The sequence below is a fragment of the Hyalangium minutum genome, from assembly GCF_000737315.1.
GTDB classification, from domain to species: Bacteria; Myxococcota; Myxococcia; order Myxococcales; family Myxococcaceae; genus Hyalangium; species Hyalangium minutum.
In genome coordinates this window covers 406,537-427,565 of sequence record NZ_JMCB01000004.1, presented here as the reverse complement: position 1 = coordinate 427,565, position 21,029 = coordinate 406,537, and the positions used below count along the sequence as shown (strand labels likewise).

At 68.1% G+C, this 21,029-nt stretch carries 14 protein-coding genes; 5 read left to right on the top strand and 9 right to left on the bottom strand.

The genetic code is table 11. The annotated features are described in order from the left end of the window. Positions 1-127: 127 nt before the first annotated feature. The 3 genes from DB31_RS13115 to DB31_RS13105 are packed head-to-tail and all read right to left on the bottom strand — an operon-like array spanning position 128 to position 3,061. A complete protein-coding gene (locus tag DB31_RS13115) occupies positions 128-907 on the bottom strand; it encodes an ABC transporter permease (RefSeq protein WP_044186966.1) in 780 nt (259 codons plus the stop codon). Further along, the gene (locus DB31_RS13110; RefSeq protein ID WP_205628501.1) at positions 907-1,722 is read right to left on the bottom strand and encodes an ABC transporter ATP-binding protein; all 816 of its coding nucleotides are present in this window, start codon (positions 1,720-1,722) and stop codon (positions 907-909) included. The genes DB31_RS13115 and DB31_RS13110 overlap by 1 nt, the downstream gene beginning before the upstream one ends. A 16-nt stretch (positions 1,723-1,738) precedes the next feature. Further along, positions 1,739-3,061: a hypothetical protein gene (locus DB31_RS13105; protein ID WP_044186964.1), complete on the bottom strand. Its 1,323-nt coding sequence runs from the start codon at positions 3,059-3,061 to the stop codon at positions 1,739-1,741. Positions 3,062-3,150: 89 nt separating this feature from the next. Here DB31_RS13105 and DB31_RS13100 point away from each other — a divergent pair, with 89 nt between their 5' ends. After that, the gene (locus DB31_RS13100; RefSeq protein WP_044186962.1) at positions 3,151-6,312 is read left to right on the top strand and encodes a TolB-like translocation protein; all 3,162 of its coding nucleotides are present in this window, start codon (positions 3,151-3,153) and stop codon (positions 6,310-6,312) included. Positions 6,313-6,336: 24 nt separating this feature from the next. Here the strand turns inward: DB31_RS13100 and nadD are convergent, their stop codons facing one another. The 5 genes from nadD to DB31_RS13075 all read right to left on the bottom strand — a co-directional run bounded on the left by nadD (position 6,337) and on the right by DB31_RS13075 (position 10,806). Next, entirely contained in the window at positions 6,337-6,894 is a 558-nt protein-coding gene (nadD, locus tag DB31_RS13095) for a nicotinate (nicotinamide) nucleotide adenylyltransferase (RefSeq protein WP_044186960.1), read from the bottom strand. 7 nt (positions 6,895-6,901) lie between these two features. Next, on the bottom strand, positions 6,902-7,570 hold the full coding sequence (locus tag DB31_RS13090) for a hypothetical protein (protein WP_044186957.1): 669 nt from the start codon (positions 7,568-7,570) through the stop codon (positions 6,902-6,904). Positions 7,571-7,585: 15 nt separating this feature from the next. After that, positions 7,586-8,767: an exo-beta-N-acetylmuramidase NamZ family protein gene (locus DB31_RS13085; RefSeq protein WP_044186954.1), complete on the bottom strand. Its 1,182-nt coding sequence runs from the start codon at positions 8,765-8,767 to the stop codon at positions 7,586-7,588. A gap of 36 nt (positions 8,768-8,803) precedes the next feature. Beyond that, positions 8,804-10,045, bottom strand: a complete 1,242-nt coding sequence (locus tag DB31_RS13080; protein WP_044186951.1) for an adenylate/guanylate cyclase domain-containing protein — start codon at positions 10,043-10,045, stop codon at positions 8,804-8,806. 62 nt (positions 10,046-10,107) lie between these two features. Next, positions 10,108-10,806: a tetratricopeptide repeat protein gene (locus DB31_RS13075; RefSeq protein ID WP_044186949.1), complete on the bottom strand. Its 699-nt coding sequence runs from the start codon at positions 10,804-10,806 to the stop codon at positions 10,108-10,110. A 72-nt stretch (positions 10,807-10,878) separates the two neighbouring features. On the opposite strand from DB31_RS13075, the gene DB31_RS13070 reads away from it, so the two are divergent. From DB31_RS13070 to DB31_RS13050, 3 genes are all read left to right on the top strand, one after another. Beyond that, positions 10,879-13,278, top strand: coding sequence for an endonuclease MutS2 (locus DB31_RS13070; RefSeq protein WP_044186947.1), 2,400 nt, complete (start codon positions 10,879-10,881; stop codon positions 13,276-13,278). 62 nt (positions 13,279-13,340) lie between these two features. After that, positions 13,341-14,654, top strand: coding sequence for a putative sensor domain DACNV-containing protein (locus DB31_RS48765; RefSeq protein WP_157231954.1), 1,314 nt, complete (start codon positions 13,341-13,343; stop codon positions 14,652-14,654). A 904-nt stretch (positions 14,655-15,558) separates the two neighbouring features. After that, positions 15,559-16,803 (top strand): styrene monooxygenase/indole monooxygenase family protein, encoded by a 1,245-nt coding sequence (locus DB31_RS13050; protein WP_044186940.1) that lies wholly within the window; start codon positions 15,559-15,561, stop codon positions 16,801-16,803. Here the strand turns inward: DB31_RS13050 and DB31_RS13045 are convergent. Beyond that, the gene (locus DB31_RS13045; RefSeq protein ID WP_052419937.1) at positions 16,800-19,862 is read right to left on the bottom strand and encodes an ATP-binding protein; all 3,063 of its coding nucleotides are present in this window, start codon (positions 19,860-19,862) and stop codon (positions 16,800-16,802) included. The genes DB31_RS13050 and DB31_RS13045 overlap by 4 nt on opposite strands. A gap of 258 nt (positions 19,863-20,120) precedes the next feature. Here DB31_RS13045 and DB31_RS13040 point away from each other — a divergent pair, with 258 nt between their 5' ends. Beyond that, positions 20,121-21,011: a hypothetical protein gene (locus DB31_RS13040; RefSeq protein ID WP_044187288.1), complete on the top strand. Its 891-nt coding sequence runs from the start codon at positions 20,121-20,123 to the stop codon at positions 21,009-21,011. The last annotated feature ends 18 nt before the right edge of the window (positions 21,012-21,029 follow it).

The following is a 21,029-nucleotide window of genomic DNA, read 5'->3' as shown; positions in this document are numbered from 1 at the left end:
GTGAGGGCACTCCGTTGCCTAAGAGAAACGTAAGACGTGGCCGTGGGAGAAGCTTGGCTCCCTGCCAAAGCTTGCCTCCTGCCCTGCCCGAGCCTGATCCCGGGCCGCTGCCGCAGGCCCCTGAACCTCAGGAGGCGGAGGGATGCCAGCGCTGGAGCAAACGTGCGCTCAGCAAGCTCACGGCGCCGAACAGGAAGATCCCCAGCACGGACGCGCAGAGCACCGCCGCAAACATCAGATCGGTGCGCAGCTGGCGGTACGCCGCGAGCACCAGGATGCCCAGCCCGGCGGTGCCCTCCGAGAAGCCGGCGACGAACTCGCCCACGATGGCGCCAATGACGGCCAGACCCGAGGCGATGCGCAGCCCGGTAAAGATGTGGGGCAAGGCGCTGGGCAATTCCAGCTTCAGGAGCGTGGCGAACCTCCGCGCGCCATAGAGGCGGAACAAGTCCCGAAGCGCTGGCTCCACCGAGCGCAGGCCGCTCAGCGTGTTGGCGATGACCGGGAACACCGAGACGATGAAAGCCGAAGCAGCCACGGCCCGCTGTCCGGGGCCAAACCACAGCACCAGTAACGGAGCGATGGCGACGATCGGAACCGTCTGCAGGAACATGGTGTACGGATAGAGGGCACGCTCGAGCAGCCGCGATGACGAGAGCACGATGGCCGCGAGGGCTCCGGCCAGGGCGCTCAGGCCGAAGCCGAGGAGTGCTGCCTTGGCGGTGACCCAACTGCTGGCGGCCAGCTGCCCAGCGTCATGCCACCCACTGGCGAACACGGCCGACGGGGGCGGCAGCAGAAACGCCTGGATGCCCAACACACGGACGGTCCCCTCCCACAGGGCCAGCAATACGACCAAGGCTGCCGCGGGAGGAAGCACGGAGCGGACCAGCACCGAGCGCACCATCACGCGCCTCCCCGTTCCAGGGCCTCGGAGAGGATCTGCACCTCACGGGCAAAGGCCGCCTCCACACGCAGCGCGGCGGTGCGCTGGCGAGGCAGCTCTGGCGTGCGGTCCAGCACCACCCGAGCGGGGCGAGGTGAGAACACAATGACCCGCTCGGCGAGCCACGCGGCCTCGGAGAGCGAGTGGGTGACGAAGAGCACGGTCATCCCCAGTTCCTGCCACAGCACCCGGAGCTGCTCATCCAGCCGGCCGCGCGTGAGCTCATCCAGCGCGCCAAACGGCTCATCCAAGAGCAACAGCCGGGGACGTGTCACCAGGGCGCGAGCGAGCGAGACGCGCATCCGCATGCCACCGGAGAGCTCCGCGGGGTAGCGGGTGGTGAAGTCCCCCAGTCCGACATGCGCGAGCATCTCGTGGGCGCGGGTGCGGCGCTCGGTCCGGTCCATGCCGGAGAGCTCGAGCGGCAAGGCCGCGTTGTCGAGCACGGAGCGCCAGGGCAGCAGGTGCGCGTCCTGGAACACATAGGCGATGGGAGCACGCGAGGCGTGGGCCTGCTCCGGCGAGGGAGACAGCACCACCCGTCCCCGGGTGGCGGAGTCCAACCCGGCAACGATGCGCAGCAGCGTGGACTTGCCGCAGCCCGAGGGCCCGACCAGCGCTACGAAGGCGCCCGGAGCGATGTCGAGGTCCACACCCTCCACCGCGGCCACCCCGCCGGGGAAGGTCTTGTGGACCTGCTCGATCCGCACGGCGATCCCGCCACCAGGGGAAACGGTGGTGACGGGAGACGCCGGCTCGGGAGCGAGGGAGGACATCGCGCCGGAGCCCGGATTAGGTGGTGAGGATGATGCGGCCGCCCTGCATGGCGCGGCGGACGAGCGCGAGGGCCTGCTCGGAGGCGGCCTCGGCCTCGGTGAGGCGGCGCAGGCACAGCGGGCCCTGGGCCGTGGTCACCGAGCGCTTCAGGTCCGTGAGCAGCATCATCGCGGCCTGGAGCATCTCCTTGCCCTGCGGAGACTCCTGGGCGGGCTTGCCGGCCTTCTCCGCGAGGTACTGGGTGAACCGGTTGACCACGTCCTGCGTCTTGGCCGGGTCGAACTGCTCCAGCAGCGGCTTGATGCGCGAGGGGTTCACCTGGATGAGGCGCAGCGAGCCCACCTTGGAGAACGCGGGGTGCGGCAGGCCGAGCTCGGTCATATCGAAGGTGCCCAGCAGGCCCTCCTCCGGGGCCTTGTGGGCGTGCGGCACCAGGTCCACGAAGAGGGCCAGCGGCTCAGCGCCCTGCTTGTAGGCCTCGAGCTCGTCCTCATCGAGCGGCGGGAACTGCTGCGGCACGCCGATGAAGAGCAGCGGCAGGACGATCTCGCCCCAGAACTCCTCGGGGGCGCAGCCCGTGCCACCCACGGTGGACACCATGTGCGCCATCAGCTCCACCAGCCGGGGCGCGCGCTCCACCTGCTCCGCCAGGGGCTTGCCGGCCTCCAGCCGCTGCAGGGACATGACGATCTGTCCTTCGAACTGCTGGCGGGCCTCCTGCGGCAGCGGCGGCTGGGTGCGGCCGAGCGCATCCTTCACATCGCGAGCCAGTGCGTCCGGCTTGGAGTCGAACGTCTGCTGGGCCTTGGCCGGATCCAGCACCACGAACTGGAGGAAGCCCGGGTCAAAGAGCCGCTGGTAGTCCGGAGGACCCAGCTTGGGCTGGCCGCCGAGCGACATGGCCGCGCCCGGGTTAAAGCGCGTCTGCCCCAGCGAGCGGCGGATGTCCGCGCTCAGCTCATCCAGCTTCGCCAGCTTGCCCTGGCTCATCGAGTCCATCACCGCGCCGAACGGCGACAGCATGATGATGGCCTCGGGGAAGCCCAGCGTGGCGCCCTCGGGGGAGTCGCGGTTGGGGAACCAGAACGCCTGGTGCTCGGCGTTCATGCGCTGCGCGAACACACCCGCCAGCCCGAGCGCGATCGCCTGGTGCTCGGGACGGTTGGGCTGGAACGCGCCGCCCAGCAGCTTGATGACGCTCTTCTCCACGTCGGCCCAGGGTGTCTTCAGGAGATCCACGGGCTTGCCCTCGACCTTCTCGAGAGCGGCGGCGAGCTGGGCCTGCGCCTGGTAGACGTGCTGCGGAACGGGGAGGGCCTGGGGGTCCGGTGTGGCCATGTCACATCCTGGAGAGTGGAAACGTGCGGGCGTCCCCTTATCGTGAAAAACGTGCCCTTGGCCACGATTTGTGCCCCTAGGATGGCGGCATGCACTCGCTCCGTCGGCCGCCTCGGGGCTCTCCCCTCCTCGCCCTCGTGCTGTTGCTGGCCTCGGGGTGCGCTTTCGTCTCACCCCGGTTTTCCCAGGAGGTCCAGGCCTCCTTCGCCCGGGATGACATGCGGAAGCTCACCACGCGCTCCATGGAGTTGTATTACCCGGAGCACCTGAAGCCGGCGGCCCTGCGCGTGGCGGCCCGCGTCGAAGCCTGCGTGGACCGGCTGAGGGATCTGTCTTGGAGCAAACGTCCGAGGAACCGGCTGCTCATCTACATGACGAGCGCGGGCTTCAACAACGCGTACGTCCAGCCGGACCTGGTGAGCACGCCGCAGCAGATGGTGATGCCGTCTCACATGAGCCTGGAGCTGTTCAACCTGATGGACCTGGGGGAGACGGAGCTGGGCGACGTGGGGTGCCACGAGGCCGTCCACTACGTGCAGATGCAGCAGGAGGAGGGACTCTGGTGGGGCATCAACTTCACGACGGGTGGCATCCTCCAGCCCAACATCTTCACCGAGTCCTGGTTCTTGGAGGGACTGGCCACCTACTACGAGGGGCACTTCGACAAGCAGACGGGGCGTCCGCACAGCCCCATCTGGCGAGGCACCTTCGAGGCGATGGCGCAGGCGCACGGCGGGGACTTGAACGCGGGGCACCTGTCACCCGAGCACCGTGAGGCGGACCCGTTCGGCGGCAGCTACCTCACGGGCAGCCACTTCATCGCGTGGCTGGTGCGCACCTACGGCGAGAAGAAGCTGTGGATGCTGATCCACGAGCAGGGCCAGTCCTGGGCGCCGCCCTTCGGCGTGACCCTGCGCTTCCGGCGCGTGTACGGGAAGTCGATCGGCGCGCTGTTCGACGATTTCACCGCGAGCCTGACTCAGGAGCTGGCCCGGCGTGAGCGGCCCTCCTCGCAGGCGGTGCTGGTGAAGGATGCGGGATACTTCTCGCGGCTGGCGGCCTCTCCGAGCGACGGGGCGATGGCGCTCTTGTTCGCGGGGCGAGAGGAGACGCCGCACCTCACCGTGCGCGAGCGGGATGGCTCGGTGCGCTTCTCGAAGGATCTCACGCTGCTGCTGCCGGGGCGCAAGTGGATCGTCAGCACGCCGTCCGCCATGAGCGGCCTGTCCTTCACCCGCGATGGGTCCCTGCTCTACCTGGTGGGGGCGGACATCGACAGCGTGGGTGCCTTCATGTCCCGGGTGTGGCGGGTAGACGCGCGCACGGGCGAGGTGCTCCAGACCTGGGAGATCAGCGACGGCCTGGGCGGCAGTGTCACGCCGGACGGCAAGGGCTACGTGTTCGTGGATGTGAAGAACGGCGACATCGCGAACCTCGTGCGCCTGAACCTAGAGACGGGCCAGCAGGAGCCCCTCACCCGCTTCGAGAACCACGTCTCGCTGGGCGCGCCCGCGGTGTCCCCGGATGGCCAGCGCGTGGTGTTCGCGATGCGAGGACCGGACGGGTGGGACCTCGCGCTGCGCGGGCAGGATGGGAGCGTGCGCTGGCTCACCCGGGATGGGAAGTTCAACTACTCGCCCCAATGGGTGGATGACGATCAGGTGCTGTTCCTGCGCGAGCACGAGGAGAGGCTGCAGGCGCACCTCCTGAAGCTCTCCACGGGAGAGCTGGCCCGGGTGACGGATGCGCCGCACCTGGTGATGGATGCTCAACCGGTGGGGAACGGGCAGATCGCGTTCCTCAACCGCGATGGCTTCAACTTCTCGCTCGATCGGGCTCCGCTCGTGGCCATGGAGACATCCGCGCCACAGCCCGTGGCAGCTCCGGCTCCTGCCCCCGCTGCGCCGCCGGCTCCAGAAGTCGCGGCGCCACCCGAGACACCTCCGAGTGAGTCCGCCGCGTCTCCCGCTGAGGGCTTTGCCGAGTATCCCAGCCCCCCTGCCCCCTCGGACTCCGCCACCGAAGCTCCTGCCCCCGAAGCCCCGGCACCTCCTGCGCCTCCGACCACGGACGCGGCCCCCTCCTCCCCGCCTCCCGCTTCCGCGACGGGCCCACTGGCCGAGGCCCCTATCGCCGAGCCTCCTCCCCAGACCTCCAAAGAGGTGGAGGTCCTCTCCGACGCGCCCTACTCGCCGCTCGAGCGGCTGGCGTACCCGGAGCTACGGGTTCCGTTCGTGCTCGCGTACGTGGACGAGGACACCGAGGAGCTGCGCGTCCAGGGCCTGATCTCGCTGGCGGGACAGGATCGGCTGGGCTTCCACGCCTGGGCGATTAACGCCTCCTATGACTCGGGCGCGAAGAACACGACCCTCTCGTTGAACTACGGCAACGCGCAGTTGGCGCCCTGGTACCTCCTGACGACGGTTGGGTATTCGAAGGACGACGACCAGCGGGACATCCAGGCCTTCCTCTCTGCCTCAAGAACCTTCTGGACCACGCCTGTGTCGTTCGGGCTGTTCGGCATGCGGCGCTTGTACAACCGGCGCGATGACGATGGCCTTCCCGTGAGGACTTCCCTCTTCGGCCCCGAGATCTCCACGGCCTACTTCGCCGGGGCGGGCACTCCCTATGGCGGCCCGCAGAAGGGGCTGGGGTTCTCGCTGTCCGCAGGGGTCTTCCCCCGGGCGTTCGAGTCGACCTCCACGATGGGAGACGTGCGCGCGGAGGTGGAGACGTACCTGGGCGGCCTGCCCTTCCTGAAGCGGGACAACCTGCACCTCTCGGTGGCGGGCCGGTTCCTGCCGGGGGCGCCCACCACGCTGCTCGAAGTAGGTGGCATCACCTCGGGCAACCCGCTCTATCTCTCCGAGCCGGGCCGGGGGCCCAGCATCCCGAGGCAGTATCAGCCGGGCACGTCGTTCACCGAGTACCTCCGGGGCTACGAGGACTTCTCCGTGTTGGCCCGCCATGCGGTGGTGGGCAACGCGCTCTACAAGTACCGCTTCATCGTGGATTACGGCTGGGCCTCGACGGTGTACCTGCTGCCCTCGCTCTTCGTGAACCAGTTCGAGGTGGAGGGCTTCGGCAGTTGGGCGCGCACGGACTTCCGGCAGAACCTCCGCGCGGCAGGAGGCGCCGCCCGGCTCCAGCTCACCTTGGGAGGACTGGTGTCGCTCGGCCTCTACTACCAATACGCCCAGCGCTTCGATCGCGGCCTGGGCCCGCTGCACCTCGTCGGCCTGTCGCTCTGAGCCTGTGCACGCAGGCCCGGAGACTCACAGGCCGTAGAGACCCACTTCATGCGCGTACGCGAGCACCCGGCTGGGCACCAGCTCCGCCGGGGGTTCGCCGCGCGCCAGCATGTCGCGGATCTGCGTGGAGGAAACCTCCGCCAGCGGAGGCCCCAGTGTGTTCGGCGCCGGGTAGCCCGCGCGATAGAGCACCAGCATCCGCACCATCTGCTTGATGCGGTCGGGATCTCTCCACTTCGGCAGATCGTTCAGGATGTCCGAGCCGATGATCAGCGAGAACTCGGTCTGCGGGTGGCGCTCTCGCAGGTACGCCAGCGTCTCCACCGTGTAGCCGGAGCCGCCCCGCTCGGCGACCTCCTGCTCCACGAGGCTCGTCTTCATCCAGCCCGAGGTCTCCTCGCACAACAGCTGGCACATCCGCACGCGGTGCTCGAAGGGCACCAGCGCCTTGCCGAACGGATGCTGATAGGCCGGCATCATCCACACCTCGTCCATGCCCTGCGTCGCGTGGACGTACTGGGCCGCCATCAGGTGGCCGACATGCGGTGGATTGAAAGAGCCTCCCAGGAGCCCGACGCGCAAAGCCACCTCACTTCACCGACAGCTTCGTCCCACGGCCCAGCTGAATCGTCTGGGGCTCGAGCACCACGGACCCGTCCAAGCGGAAGCCCGTAAAGCGCAGGTCCCGATCCACCTTCTCCAGCAGCGCACACGTCTGCTCGGCCGCACCCGTCATCCGCCCCGGCGTCAGGAAGTACCGAGGGCCGATCTGCACCACCTTCGGCTCGGACTCCTTGCCGTGGATGAAGATCGTGGCGTTGAGCAGATCCTCCCGGGTCAGATCGTTCTTGTCGTGGACGAGGCAGCACAGCGCATCGCCCACCATGTCCAGCAGCTTCCGGGGAATCGTCGGGTCCATGTACTGGAGACAATCCCGCTCCGGCACTCGCACGAAGCGCTCCAGCACCAGCCGGCGATCCTCCTCGGCGGTGAAGTCCGCCGGGGCCTCGCCGAACGCGGGCGGCCGAGGCAGGGCGTCCTTCGAGGACAGCCACTGCGTCACGTCCGCCAGGAAGTCCATGTCCGAGTACTCGCGGCCACCGCGAGACTTCTCCCGCTGCTCCAGCAACCAGGCATCCAGGTCCGTATAGCGCCCGCCGACGAACATGAAGCGCCGGGCGCCCTTCTCCCGCAGCAGCTCATAGGCCGCGTTGAACGCAGCGAGATCGCCATGGCTGTCGGACAGAATGCCAATCACGGGGGCCGCCTTGGCTCAAGCGTACAGCAGGTAGGGGCTCCTTTGCTTCTGGAACGCGTCGGCCTGGGCCTGGAAGCCTTCCATCAGACGGTCCAGCGGCCACCCTTCCTCGAATCCCCGGCGCACCTGGTCCGTCCCGCACAACAGGTCAAACGCGGGCACGTCCTCGACGAACTCGTAGGCATCCGCGCGCCAGGCGAATTTTCCACCGCCCACGTCGCGCACCGCCTGGAAGATGGCAATGCCCGTACGCAGCGACTGGAAGGCCTGCCGATCCGTGACGTGGATGAAGGCGCCGCTGCAGGACTCGCCCTTGAACTTGTCAAAGGTGGGAGTAAAGCCCACGGGCCGGAAGGTGACGCCCGGCAGGCGCTCCTTCTCTAGCCGCGCCACCAGGGCCTCCGAGTCTATCCACGGCGCACCGAACTGCTCGAAGGGGCGGCAGGTGCCACGTCCCTCGGAGACGTTGGTGCCCTCGCCCAGACACATGCCCGGGTACACGAGCGCCGTGTCCGGCGTGGGCATGTTCGGCGACGGCGAGATGAACGGCAGCCCCGTGTCGGACCAGAACATCTCCCGGCGCCAGCCCTCGCACGGCACCACCGTCAGCTCGCAGCCAAGGCCGAACTCCGCGTTGAAGAGCCGGGCCAGCTCGCCCGCCGTCATCCCGTGGCGGTTGGGCAGGGGGTAGAGCCCTACAAAGGAGCGGTAGCCCTCACCCACCAGGTTTCCCTCGACGAGCGTGCCGCCCAGTGGGTTGGGCCGATCCAGCACGAAGAAGGGCACCTTCGCCTTCGCCGCCACCTTCATGGCCAGCGCCATGGTGTAGACGTAGGTGTAGTAGCGGCTGCCCACGTCCTGAATGTCGAACACGAGCGCATCCAGCCCCGCGAGCCACTCGGGCCGGGGAGACAGCGACTCGAAGGTGGAGCCGTAGAGGCTGTACACGGGCACGCCGGTGCGGCGATCCCGGGCATCATCCACGGCCACCATATATTGGGCCTCGCCACGGATGCCGTGCTCGGGGCCGAAGAGCGCCGCCAGCGTCACGCCCGGCGTCTTCGCCAGCAAATCCGCGAGGTGGCGGAAGCGCGAGTCCACGCTGGTGGGATTGACGATGGCTCCCACGCGCTTGCCCTTCAGCGCGGCGAAGCCCTGCTCCACCCACACATCCAGTCCCGTCTTGACCCTGCTCACAATCGTCCTCTCCCTCGGGTGTCGCGCCCGAGGTCCTCAGTCGTTCTTGAACCGCTCGAGCGCGTTCCTCGCGGCCTTCCGCGAGTCACAGCCGCCGAGCACCCGGTCCAGGAGGTTCGTCTTTTCTCCATCGCCCGGGCCGCCTTCCTCGGCCAAATCCTTCAGCTCGCCGCGCGCGCTCTTGAGCCGCAGCTCCCCTACCGCCTTGGCCGCGTCCACGCGCACCCGGCACTCCTCATGCGTCAACAGCTCGGTGAGCCGATCCCCCGCCTTGCCGTTGCCCGCTCTCACGGAGTCCACGTACCGGTCCACTGCGCCGGCCATGTCACCCACGGCCTCCTGCAGTTCTCCGAAGAGGCGCTGCCGGTTACCCAGGTTCTTCTCCGACTCGATGAGCTTGCGCGCCTCGAGCACCAGTGCGGGCCGCTCGGTGGGCTTCGCATCCCTCACCTGGGAGATGGCCCGCTCCGCGGAGCTGCCTCCGAACCCCACCACCGCCACACCCAGCACCACTGCCAGCCCGCCGAAGACCATTGCCATGCGCAGCCCCGTGAAGCCCGCAGGCAGCCGCGAGCGCAGCCGGGCCAGGAACTGCCCACCGGCGCTCTTCGCCTGGCCTCCCAGCACGGCCGCCCGCTGGCCCACCGCGGAGAGAGCCCCCCCCTCCGCAGAGAGTCGCGCCAGGCCCAGGTTGGCGAAGGGAGGCCCTACGGGAGGAATGCCCGCGGGCGCAGGCAGCGGCACCACGGGAGCCTCCATGCGGTAGGGCCCCTTTGGGACACGGAAGACGCGGATCTTCCCAGGGATACCCTTGAGCTCGAACGCGCCCACCTCCTCCGAGGGCACCTCCGCCTTGTTCATGGAGAGGTAGAGGGCCTCAGTGAAGTAGACCTCGCCCGGCTCGGCGATGCCCTCCACACGCGCGGCGATGTTCACCGGCTCGCCAAACACATCGTTGGGCTCGACGCGCACCTCGCCCACGTTGATGGCCACGCGCACGCGAAGCTGCTCGCTCTCCAAAGCGGTGCGGTTGTACTCCCAGAGCCGATCCTGGATGGCCACGCCGCTCAGGACCGCCTGGGTGGGCGACTCGAAAGTGACCAGGAACGCATCACCAATGGACTTGATGATGCGCCCCCCGAAGCGGGTGAACAGCGGTGCGAGAAGATCATGGTGCACCTGCAGCAGGCGCTGATTCTCCTCATGGGTCTGCCGGCTGGTGCGCTCGGTGAACCCTTGAATGTCGGTGAAGACAATGGCGAGGTTGGCGGTCTTCAAGGCGCGCGCAGTGTATGCCGCAGCGCTTCAAGCGCAATCCGCTCGGTCTCCTGTTCGTCTGCCTACCGGCGTGACGGCTTGAGCGTGCGCATGCGGCGCTTCGGCTCGGGCGCCTCGATGGACTTGCGCAGCTTCTGGGCGAGCTTCTCCCGGCCCGTCCGCTCGTACAGCTCGGCGAGCCGCCGGGCGGCCAGGAGGTTCTCCGGCTGCAGCGCTCGCACCTCGAGCAGTTCCTTCTCCGCCTCCGGTACCCGCTCCTGCCGCTCCAGCACCTGGGCCAGCAGGAGACGCACCTGCACCCACTCCGGACGTGCCTTGGTGAGAAGGCGGTAGTGGTACTCGGCCTTGAGCAAGTCGCCCTCGGCCAGCCAGAGACCGGCCGCGCGGAAGCGGGCCTCCTCATAAGAGGGCCGGTAGAGGAGCGCCACCTCGTACGCCTGGGCAGCGCGCCGGGGCTGTCCGTGCTCCTCCCACAGCAGCCCCCGCAGGTAGTGGGCGCGAGGGTTCTCGGGGGTGAGCGCCGAGGCAATGTCCAGGTGGGCCGCTGCCCTGTCCAGCTCTCCCCCGAGCTTGAGCATGAGTCGCGCGGCTTCGATGTGGGGCAGCTCCCAAGCGGGCCAGGTGTTGCTCACGGCTTCCACACCCGCGAGTGCACCCGCGGTGTCCCCGGCCTCTTCCCGAGCGAGGGCCTGCGTCAGGGCCGAGTTCGCGGGGGCGTCCACTGCGCCCGCCAGTGCGCCCGCCAGGATGAGCCACACCATGGAGCGCTGATAACAGAGGCGGCGTTCCCCCTCAATGATCCCTTGACGGCCCCTAGGGCCAGGCATGAAACCATGTCCGTGCAGATCGCCCAACGAACCCTCGAGGACCTCGGCTTCGCGGAAGTGCTCCGCGCGCTGGCCCACCGCTGCCGCACCGCTCCCGGCAAAGAGCGCGCGTCGGCCCGCCCCTTCCTGGACACCGAAGACCAAGTGAGTGACGCCCTCTCTCTGGTGGCCGAGGCCCGGCTGCTCTCTCAGGAGCAGTTCTCGCTCCCCCTGGGTGGGGTGAGTGACCTGAGAGACGCGGTGAACCGGTCCTCCAAGGGCGGCATGCTGGAGCCCCGGGATCTCATCGCCTCCGCGCAGCTGCTCTATGCGTTCGCCCGCACCCGCGAGGCCCTGGAGGAGCGCGAGGAGTCGGTCCCCATGCTGGCGACGCTGAGCCGCCGGCTGCCGATGCTGGAGGCGCTCGCGTCTCGCATCGATCGCTGCTTCGAGCCGGACGGGACGATCTCGGACCGGGCCAGCCCCGAGCTGAAAGAGGCGCGGGATCGCTCCAACGGGCTGCACCGGCGCATCAAGAGCAAGCTGGATGAGATGCTCCACGACGAGAACTTCATCCCCAAGCTGCGCGAGAACTACTACACGCTGCGCAACGGCCGGTACGTGGTGCCGGTGGTGTCCAACTTCCGAGGCGAGGTGCCCGGCATCGTCCACAACGCCAGCCAGACGGGGCAGACGCTCTTCATCGAGCCCCAGGCGATGGTGAACATGGGCAACGACCTGGCCATCGCCCAGTCCGAGGTGGCCGAGGAGGAGCGCCGGATCCTGCAGGACCTGTCCAACCAGCTCGGGAAGGAATCCCACCGGGTGCTGGAGGGGCTGACGGCGGTGGCGGAGCTGGACGAGGCCGAGGCGGCGGCGCTGCTGGCGGCGGACCTGGACGCGCACTCGCCCGCCTTCAAGGGCGTGGACGAGCTGACGCTGAAGCTGCTGCGGCACCCGCTGCTGGCGATCAGGGGCACGGACGTGGTGCCCAACGACGTGTTCCTCTCGGGCGAGGCACGGGCGCTGGTGGTGTCCGGTCCGAACGCGGGCGGTAAGACGGTGACGCTGACGGCGGTGGGCCTGTGCTCGCTGATGCTGCGCTGCGGCCTGCCCATTCCCGTGGAGCAGGGCTCGAAGATGCCGCTCTACCGCTCGGTGAACTCGACGGTGGGCGACGCGCAGGACTTGTCCCAGGGTCTGTCCACGTTCAGCGCGCACGTGGTGATGCTGCGGGACATCGCGGCGAAGGTGGGCCCGGGCTCACTGGTGCTGATCGACGAGATCGCCGCGGACACGGATCCGCGCGAGGGTGCGGCGATCGCCATCGCCGTGCTGGAGGAGCTGCTGGAGAAGGGCGCCGTGGTGCTGGTGACGACGCACCTGGAGGAGCTCAAGGCGCTGGCCCACATGGACAAGCGCTTCCTCAACGCGCGCGTGGGCTTCGATGCGAAGCGGATGGCGCCCACGTACCGGCTGCAGCTGGGCGCGGCGGGAGCCTCGTCGGCCATCGAGATGGCGGCGCGCATGGGCCTGCCGGAGCGCATCTGTCAGCGCGCACGCGACCTGGCGATGAACGCCGGAGGCCCGCTGACCAAGGCGCTGGCAGCGGCCGAGGAGGAGCGGCGGAAGCTGTCCGAGGAGCTGGATAAGGCGCGAGAGGCCGCGGCCGCGGCGGAGAAGCTCCGCAAGGATCTGGAGGCGCAGAAGCAGGCCTTCGAGCGCGAACGCAAAGAGAAGATGATGCGCTTCAACGAGGACGTCGCAGCGGCGAGCGAGCACGCGGCGGCGGAGGTCCGGGCGCTGCTGCAGACGCTGCGCGCGCAGACCAACGAGAAGGCGGCGCAGGAGGCACGGGCGGCGCTGGTGCAGCGGGCCGAAGATGCAGCGAAGCGGGCCAAGGAGGCGCGCGCCGAGCTCTATAAGGTGGAGGCGCCCCAGCCGCCGACGCTCAAGGTGGGCGCGTGGGTGCGGCACTCGGGGCTCGACAAGGACGTGGAGATCCTGGAGCTGCACAGCAACGAAGCGCTGGTGGCAGCCGGGGTGATCAAGATGCGCGTGCCGGTGTCGGAGCTGTCGGGCTCGCGGACGGCGAAGCCGCAGATGCGCTTCCCAGAGCGCAACAAGCAGGAAGCGGCGATGAAGAAGGCCTCGGCGGCGGCGCCCGCGGAGGTGCAGGCGACGAACTTCCGCTGCGACGTGCGCGGCATGCGCGCGGACGATGCCCTGGCGGAGGTAGAGCAGTTCCTCGACCAGGGCATGCGCTCGGGCGAGGAGGCGGCGCTCATCATCCACGGCCACGGGACGGGAGCGCTCAAGCAGGCCCTCCGGGACTACCTGGCCAACTCGCCGTACATCCGCATGTTCCGCCCGGGCGAGAGCCACGAAGGCGGCGACGGCGTCACCGTGGTGGCCCTGAGGGCGTAGGGGTAGGAAAACCGCGTCGTCGGTAGGCGTTTCGCCCAGGCCTGTCTCAGAGGTTCAGCAAGATGAGTGAAGGCTCTTTGCTGTATCCGGGGAGTGCCCTCCGGGACTGGCTGCAAAAAGAACGGGGAGTGACCCTCCCCGAAGAGCATCTCAACCTGCTCGCGACCCTCGCAGACACGCTCTTCTTTGCCAGCCTTGGCAAAGAAGAAGGAGACATCACACGTGTCCGTCTGGTCTATCACCCGCGCGGCATTGCTGGACTCGAAGACATTCGTGAGCACGTCCTCGTCGGCAGCGCCCATTCCGACCGACGCGCTTGGGAAATCATCCCTTTTGAGCATGAACCCGACATAACAAGCCTCAGCGTCAAGGCCCTCATCAAGATCGCCCCCATTGCGAATCTCCCACGCACATCTGTCGTTGTGGGGCTTCAAGATGGACAAGTCATCATCCAAGGCCTTGCTCGCAGAGTTGAATACGAGCACCTCTACGAGACCAACGAAAACGACGTGCTTGTATTTCACGCACCCGAGCCTGGCTACCTCATATTGAGCATCAATGGGGAAGAGGTTTTTCGTTACGAGCAGGGTCGCATTCTCTCTCCGGCGCGCAGAGTGCGACTCGACGTCCTCCTGTTTAATACAAGCAGCATGGTCAACGCCGTACTCATGCGGATATGCGCGTCACTCAGGGACGAACTGGCAGAACCTCTGTTGGGCCTGTCAGGCACAAAGAATTGGCACATTTCTCAGATCTTCTACAAACTCGTCTGGCGAATGGGAGAAATGCGGCATGGCGGGCTAATTGCCATTCTTCCGGATACCAGCCAAATCGAAAAGTTCAGACCCGAAGGCAAGTACAGGCTGCCACAAAGCGCTGGGACTGTCTTGCGGACCAGGCTGAAAGAGTACGTCTCATCAGAGAGCATCTATCAGGATCTTCTCTGGAAGCGAACGACAGCGAGCACACCAGAGTCAGACGAAGAGGTGCTCGACAAGGCAATAGCTCACCAAGACAGGGAGCACGACAAAGAAGAACTCGACGCCCTTGTGGACACCATCGGCCAACTCACGGCCGTGGACAACGCGCTCTTGCTTGGCCCCAACCTCGAAGTTGTCTGCGCGGGCTACCCTATCTCGACCCAAGGAGAGGAAAAGCTTGCGGTCTACGAGGCCGAAACGCTCCAGGGGACCCCCGGTGCACGCTATGCCATCAATCAGCATGGATCCCGGCACCGAGCCGCTGCGTACTTCGCCAACAAGCACCAGGGCGGATTGGTTTTTGTGGCCTCACAGGATGGCCCGCTGCGCTGCTTGCATCGCCCCCTGGGACAGGAAGAGATCCTCCTTTGGAACCTCCGGATCCCTTATGACTGATAACCTAGGGAGTTCCAGCGTCTGCAGGGGCAGTCAACCCGTCCAGCCCCCCTCCATTCGCTGCAGGCCGCTCGGCACGTACACGTGTGCTCGCAAGAGGCTTGCCCTCGAATGAAAAGACCGTGAGCTCCGCTTCGATGCACTCGGGCCCAAGCCCTGTGAACCGCTCGCTGAAGAGCTTGAAGCGAATCGTGCTTCCGTACCAGTACCCAGGAGCCAGCAGCAGGAGGTCTTCTTCATGAGCCGCTGCAGGAATGGCATCGGCCATGATGAACGAGAGAGGTTCGCCCGAGCTGCAGTCGACAATGGCATTCACGTGGATGTCTGCTCGCGGGATGAGACGCTTGTCCAAGCGCACAACGCCTGACTCAGCCCCCAGAAGGAGCCGTCCCGATAACGATTCCCCATCATAGCGAGCATCCTGAAACTCCAAGGTGGCGCGTCCTAGAGACTGCTCACTTTGAGCAAGAATGCGCCACCTCGTGAACCACCGCCTTCACAATACATTCATGAGAGGCCGAGATCTCACACCAGTGAGTCTCGTTGGCAGGAAAGAAACGGCTCGTTTTCATAGGCGCGCCGGTCTGCTGCTGCGCGGCACAAGCAAGGCCTCCCAACGACACGACAGACCAGAGAAACAGCCGAAGGCTGCCACAACCCGATCTCCTCCCTGTTCGAGGGTGGGACTCACCGCAAGCCACGTTGCTGGAATGAACGACGTCATGCTCTGGCGAGCGACGCTATGAGGGACTTGCAGTGCCGATCAAGTTCCTCCCTTAGAGGGTGTTGAGCAGGGGTGAATAGGCCCAGATGTCGTGCGCCCCCAGCCTCCCCCCTCACAGTGGCTGTGGGCCCCTCGTGCTACCACTGCGGACCCAAGCTCCCTTCCTCGGAGAAGAGACCCATGACCCGCATTGGCATCATTGGCGCCGGTACCGCCGGCTTGCACCTGGGCTTGCGCCTGCAGCAGCTCGGCATCCCCGCGACGATCTACACCGAGCGGGCTCCCGCGGAGCTGCGCTCGGCGCGCCTGCCCAACACGGTGGCCCACCATGCTCCCACGCGAGAGCGGGAGCGCCTGCTGGGAGTCAATCACTGGGACTCTCCGGAGCTCGTCCAGTTCACCTTCAACTTCGCCATCAGCGGCCCCCAGGGGGTTGGCTTCCAGGGAAAGCTCGTGGCTCCCTCCCAGTTCATGGACTACCGCGTCTACCAGCCCCGGCTCGCCGAGAACTTCGTGGCGCGAGGCGGCTCGCTTCACGTCGCCGCGGTGGATGCGGCGGGGCTGGAGGAGATCACCCAGCGGCATGAGCTGGTGGTGGTGGCCACGGGGCGCGCGGGTCTGGGCCACCTGTTCCCCCGCGTGCCCGAGCACTCGCCGCACACTCAGCCCGCACGCCTGCTGTTCGGGGGCCTGTTCCACGGCATGCGCCCCCCCGAGCCGCTCGGGTTTCAGTTCACCATCGCCCCGGGCCACGGCGAGGTCGCCGAGGGCCGGATGGTCTCCACGCAGGGCTTCATCGGGAGCCTGTTCCTCGAGGCCGTCCCCGGCGGGGCCCTCGAGGTGATCACCTCCCGGAATCCCAACGAGGATCCGCGCGGCTTCTCGGCCTTGTTCCTGGAGCTGCTGCGGGAGCATGCCCCCGCCACCTTCGCGCGCCTGGATCCGGATGCCTTCCTGCTGGCGGGGCCGCTCGATTGGGTTCAGGGGCGAGTGACGCCGGTAGTGCGCCGCGGGTACACACGGCTGAGCAACGGTCGCTGTGTCGTGGCCCTCGGAGACGCTCACGTGCTCCACGATCCGCTCTCGGGCATGGGCGCCAACGCGGCATCGGCTTGCGCCTGGATCCTCGCCGAGACCCTTCGCGAAGCCGTGGAGTCCGGCCAGTCCTTCGATGAGGCCTTCTGCCAGCGGGCGGAGGAGCGAACCTGGGAGACCGTCCGAGCGACGACGTACTGGAACAACGCTCTGCTGCAGCCCACCCCTCCGCACATGGCCCAGGTCTTCGCCGCCGCCAGTCAGAACCCAGCGCTCGCCAACGCGGTTCTCGAGACCATGATTGTCCCGGAGAACGCGCTGGCCGCCTTCGCCACTCCGGAGACCTGCGCGGCGTTCATGGCGCGCCACGCTCACGGCACCGCCCCCTAGGCCCAGGCGCGCAGGTCCCGCTCCAGCAGCCTCAGCCAGCCGCGAAGATCGGACGAGGCGCCCTCCATGGGCCCTCCCCTCGCTCGCTCCAGCCGCCGCTGCACCGCGGCCCTGCCCTGCGCTGCTTCCGCACCTCCAGGCGCCGCGGCCCGCGCCTCGGCGAGCTCCAGGGTCGCGTAGAGCAGCGCCGCCAGCTCGCGCAGCACCGGATCGTTCTGGATCTCCAGCGCGGCCTCCAGCGTCGCGAAGCTCCTCCGCGCCTCGGCCCGCTCACCTCTCAGCGCCTGCACCGCCGCCAGGTGCAGCGAGAACCGCAGCGCGTGCCACCGCGACACCTGCGCCAGAATGGAGGTCGCGTTCTTCAGGTGCGTCTCGGCCTTCTCCCACGCGCCGGCCACCATGCAGGCCCGGCCCAGTTCTCCCCGGGCACACCCCTCCACAATCCGCATGCCGAGCTGCCGCCCCAGGCTCACGACCGCCTCCAGGTGCTCGCACGCCTCCGCCGTCCGATCCGCGTCGAGCAGGAAGCAGCCCAGGTTCAGCCGCGCGAACGCCTGCCCCGCACGGCTCCCCGCCCCCAGCGCCTTCGCCAGCGCCTCCTCCAGGAAGCCCACCGCCTCCACTGTCCCTCCGCGCTCGCCAATCGCCAGCGCCAGGTTGTTCAGGAAGAGCACCTCGAAGGTCCGGTCCCCCACCGCTCGGAACAACGACAGCGCCTCGTGCAGGTGCGGAATCGCCGCGCCCGGGCCGCTGCGCACCTGCTCGATGATGCCCGCGTTGCCCACGGTGTAGGCCTCCAGCCACCGATCCCCCTCCGCCGACAAGCTCCGCGCCGCCTGGATGAAGCGCCAGGCCGCCTCCACATCGCCCTCGTGCCGGACGACGATCGACAGATCGACCAGGATCCGCTTCTCCCCCGCACGCTCCCCCAGCGCCCGGAAGCACGTGCGTGCGTGCTCCAAGTCCCTCCGCGCCGCCGCGAGCTGGCCCGTCTCCAACTGCGCCCGGCCCCGCACCGCCAGCGCCTCGGCCCGGAGCAGCGAGTCTTCCGAGAGCGTCGCCGCCTGCTCCAGCGCTCGATCCAGCCGGGGCAGCGTGATGCCCACCGGCCCCCGCGAGGCGATGTCCGGCTCGAGCGCCACCAGCGCCTCCAGCGCCCGGTTCACCGTCTCGGGTGTCGGAGGCCACGACGCGAGCGCATGATCACACGCGGCCAGCAGGTTCTCCCGCTCCGCCATCAGCCGGTGAAGCGCCTCCCCTCCTCCCCCGCGTGCCGGACCGCGCAGCTCCCGCGCCAACCCCAGGGAGTACTCGGCGTGCCGCACCACCAGCGCGGCGCCCTCGCCCTGCTCCGCCAGCCGCGCCGAGGCGTACTCGCGGATGCTCTCGTACATGCCCAGGCGCAGCTCGCCCGGCACTCCCTCCGAGGCCCCCGCCCGCAGCAGCGACTTGGAGCGCAGTGCCTGGACGATCTCCAGCACCTCCGGCCCGCCCTGCGAGGGCACCAGCACCGCCTCGGCGGCCTCCAGGGTGAAGCCCCCGCGGAACACCGAGCACTGCGCCAACACCGCCTGCTCCGTCACATCCAGCAGGTTCCATGACCAGTCGATGGCGCCTCGCAGCGTCGCCTGCCGCGCCACCGCGTCCCGCTGCCCGCTGCGCAGCAACTCGAAGCGCCGGGACAGCCGCTCGCGGATCTGCCCCACGCTCAAGAGCGACGTGCGTGCCGCCGCCAGTTCGATGGCCAGCGCAATTCCGTCCAGCCGCCGGACGATGTCCGCCACCAGCGGCGCCTCCGCCTCCGTCAGCCCAAAGCCCCCGCGAGCCGCCCGGGCCCGCCGCACGAACAGCTGCACCGCCTCCGAGCGGGAGATCGCCTCCAGCGACTGCGCGTCCTCGGCCGGCAACCCCAGCGGCGCCAGATCCAGGATCCGCTCCCCCGCCAGGCGCAGCGACTCCTGCGAGGTGACGAGAAACCGAGCCTCCGGCGCCAAGACGATCCAGCGCCGCAGCGTGGAGGGCATGTGCTGCAGCAGGTGCTCCAGGTTGTCCAAGATGACGAGCGCGGGCCCGCGGACGCTCATCGCTCCGCCGAGCTGCCCCACCAGATCCGCGCCCACGCCGCCCTGCAGGTGCACCCCGAGCGCTTGGCCAACGACATGACAGATGTCCTCGGTCGTCTTGGCCTCGGTGAGATCGCACCACCAGACGCCGCCCTCCCACGCGCGCGTGGCCAGCGCCAGGCTGCCGAAGTGGGTCACGAGCCGGGTCTTCCCCATGCCCCCCGGCCCCAGGATGGTGATCAGCCTCGCTCCCTCCGAGAGCCATAGACGCAGCGTCCCCAGTTCCTCCTCGCGGCCGATGATGTCGCCCGGCTGCTCGGGCAGGTTGCCGCGGCGCTCCTCGCGCACCCGCAGAGAGTCGAACCGCCGGCCCGACAGCGACGCGGGCAACAGCTCCAGCAGCGGAACAGGCTCGGAGATCCCCTTCAGGCGGAAGCTCCCCAGCATGCGCACCGAGGGCCGTCCCAAGCTCTCCAGCAAGCCCACCACGTGCGCCCACGCCGCGCCGCTCAGCAGCAATTGCCCGCCATGGCCTGCATCCGCCACACGGGCCGCCACATTCACCATGCGGCCCACGTAGTCGACCTGGCCCGTGCGCGAATCCACGCGCAGCTCGGGCTCGCCCACGTGCACGCCCATGCGCACACGCAGGCCCCGGTACAGCGGCCCCTGCGGACCTCGCACCTCGGAGGCCTCGGGTTGGGTGAGCAGCTCGGCCGGCCACGGAGCCTTCAGCAGCGCCTCCTGCACCTCCAGACACCAGCGCACCGCCCCCTCCACGGTGGAGAACGCCACCATGAAGGAGTCGCCCTGCGTCTTCACCTCGTAACCACCCATGGACGACAGCAGCGCGCGCAGGATCCGATCATGGAGTTCCAGCGCGGTCCGCATGCCCGCACTGCAGCGCTCCCACAGCAAGGTGGAGCCCTGGATGTCGGTAAAGGCCAGGGCCACCGTGCCGGAGGGAACCTCCATGGGCATGGCGAGCGCGTTCATGATCGTCTTCAAATCCCGAGAATCGAGAGACCCCTCAAAGTGGGGTCAGGTTCCTCGGGAGGAGAGGCCCCCGAGTCAGGAGTCTTCCGCGCCTATCGAGAATTGGACGGATCTGCCGCCGGGTGTCGACCATCTCACGGCGCACTCGTTCGGAAGAGCGAACCGGATCATCCAGAAAAAGCCGCCCACTTTTTTACGTCGTCACGGTTGTCATCTTCTTTCATGGGAAAGGGGAGCGTGATGACGGCACAGGAGAGCGTGGCGCACACCAGGGCGAGGAAGAGTGGGGGCGCGAGGGGTTGGCTCTCGCTCGTGGCGGTGCTGCTGGGAGCGGCGGCGCCCGGCTGCGGACCCGAGGGAATCCCCCAAGGCGCGACGTGGGAGAGCCAGCGCCAGGAGCTCGGCTCGACCAACGGACTGTCCGCCAACGGATTATCGGCCAATGGGCTCTCAGCCAACGGGCTGTCCGTCAACGGGCTGTCCGCCAACGGGCTGTCCACCAGCAGCTTCTCCTCTTGGTTCACTCAGGCTCCAGCGCAGGCGGACATGCTCATGCGCTACGTGGTCCGCTGTGCGGTGCCGGAGGGAGAGACGCGCACGTACACAGATTCCCAGACGGGCGTGCACTACACGTGGAGCGGCGGACTGGGCTTGGCACCCGGCTGGGCCAGTGGCGCGGCCCCCACCGTTATCGAGCAGCAGGTCATCACCGCCTGTCTGCTGGCGCACGTGAACCGGTACGGGCTGAGTGTCCCCATCTCCGTGCTGGGGAGGAACGCCCAGGGGAGCCTCATCCCCTTCACCCAGAGCGAGCTGGCCACCTACCCGGTTCGCGAGGCGTGCTTCTTCGGCAACCTCTTCACGCAGGAGGGCCTCTTCTTCGGCGCGGACCAGCGCGTCTCGAACGAGACCCAGTACCTGACCCGGGCCTGCGCGGGGATGCAGGACGGTTCAGGCAAGCCCTCCACCCGTTGCGCACCGCTGACCTACGTGGGGGCCTGCACCCATACCTGCACCCCGGATCCCATGGGTCCGTTCTACAGCGTCTGCAAGCAGCGCGGCACGTATTACCTGGGCCTCACGACCCGCATGCGGCAATCGGACTATGAGCAGCTCTTCCCGGACGCCGGCCCCACCGAGGCCCTTTAGGAGGGACCCTAAGCGGCG

Bases quoted from the DNA above. Each gene is read 5' to 3' on its own strand.
- DB31_RS13115 (WP_044186966.1), bottom strand. From the start codon at position 907: ATGGTGCGCTCGGTGCTGGTCCGCTCCGTGCTTCCTCCCGCGGCAGCC.
- DB31_RS13110 (WP_205628501.1), bottom strand. From the start codon at position 1,722: ATGTCCTCCCTCGCTCCCGAGCCGGCGTCTCCCGTCACCACCGTTTCC.
- DB31_RS13105 (WP_044186964.1), bottom strand. From the start codon at position 3,061: ATGGCCACACCGGACCCCCAGGCCCTCCCCGTTCCGCAGCACGTCTAC.
- DB31_RS13100 (WP_044186962.1), top strand. From the start codon at position 3,151: ATGCACTCGCTCCGTCGGCCGCCTCGGGGCTCTCCCCTCCTCGCCCTC.
- DB31_RS13075 (WP_044186949.1), bottom strand. From the start codon at position 10,806: ATGGTGTGGCTCATCCTGGCGGGCGCACTGGCGGGCGCAGTGGACGCC.
- DB31_RS13070 (WP_044186947.1), top strand. From the start codon at position 10,879: ATGTCCGTGCAGATCGCCCAACGAACCCTCGAGGACCTCGGCTTCGCG.
- DB31_RS48765 (WP_157231954.1), top strand. From the start codon at position 13,341: ATGAGTGAAGGCTCTTTGCTGTATCCGGGGAGTGCCCTCCGGGACTGG.
- DB31_RS13050 (WP_044186940.1), top strand. From the start codon at position 15,559: ATGACCCGCATTGGCATCATTGGCGCCGGTACCGCCGGCTTGCACCTG.
- DB31_RS13045 (WP_052419937.1), bottom strand. From the start codon at position 19,862: ATGAACGCGCTCGCCATGCCCATGGAGGTTCCCTCCGGCACGGTGGCC.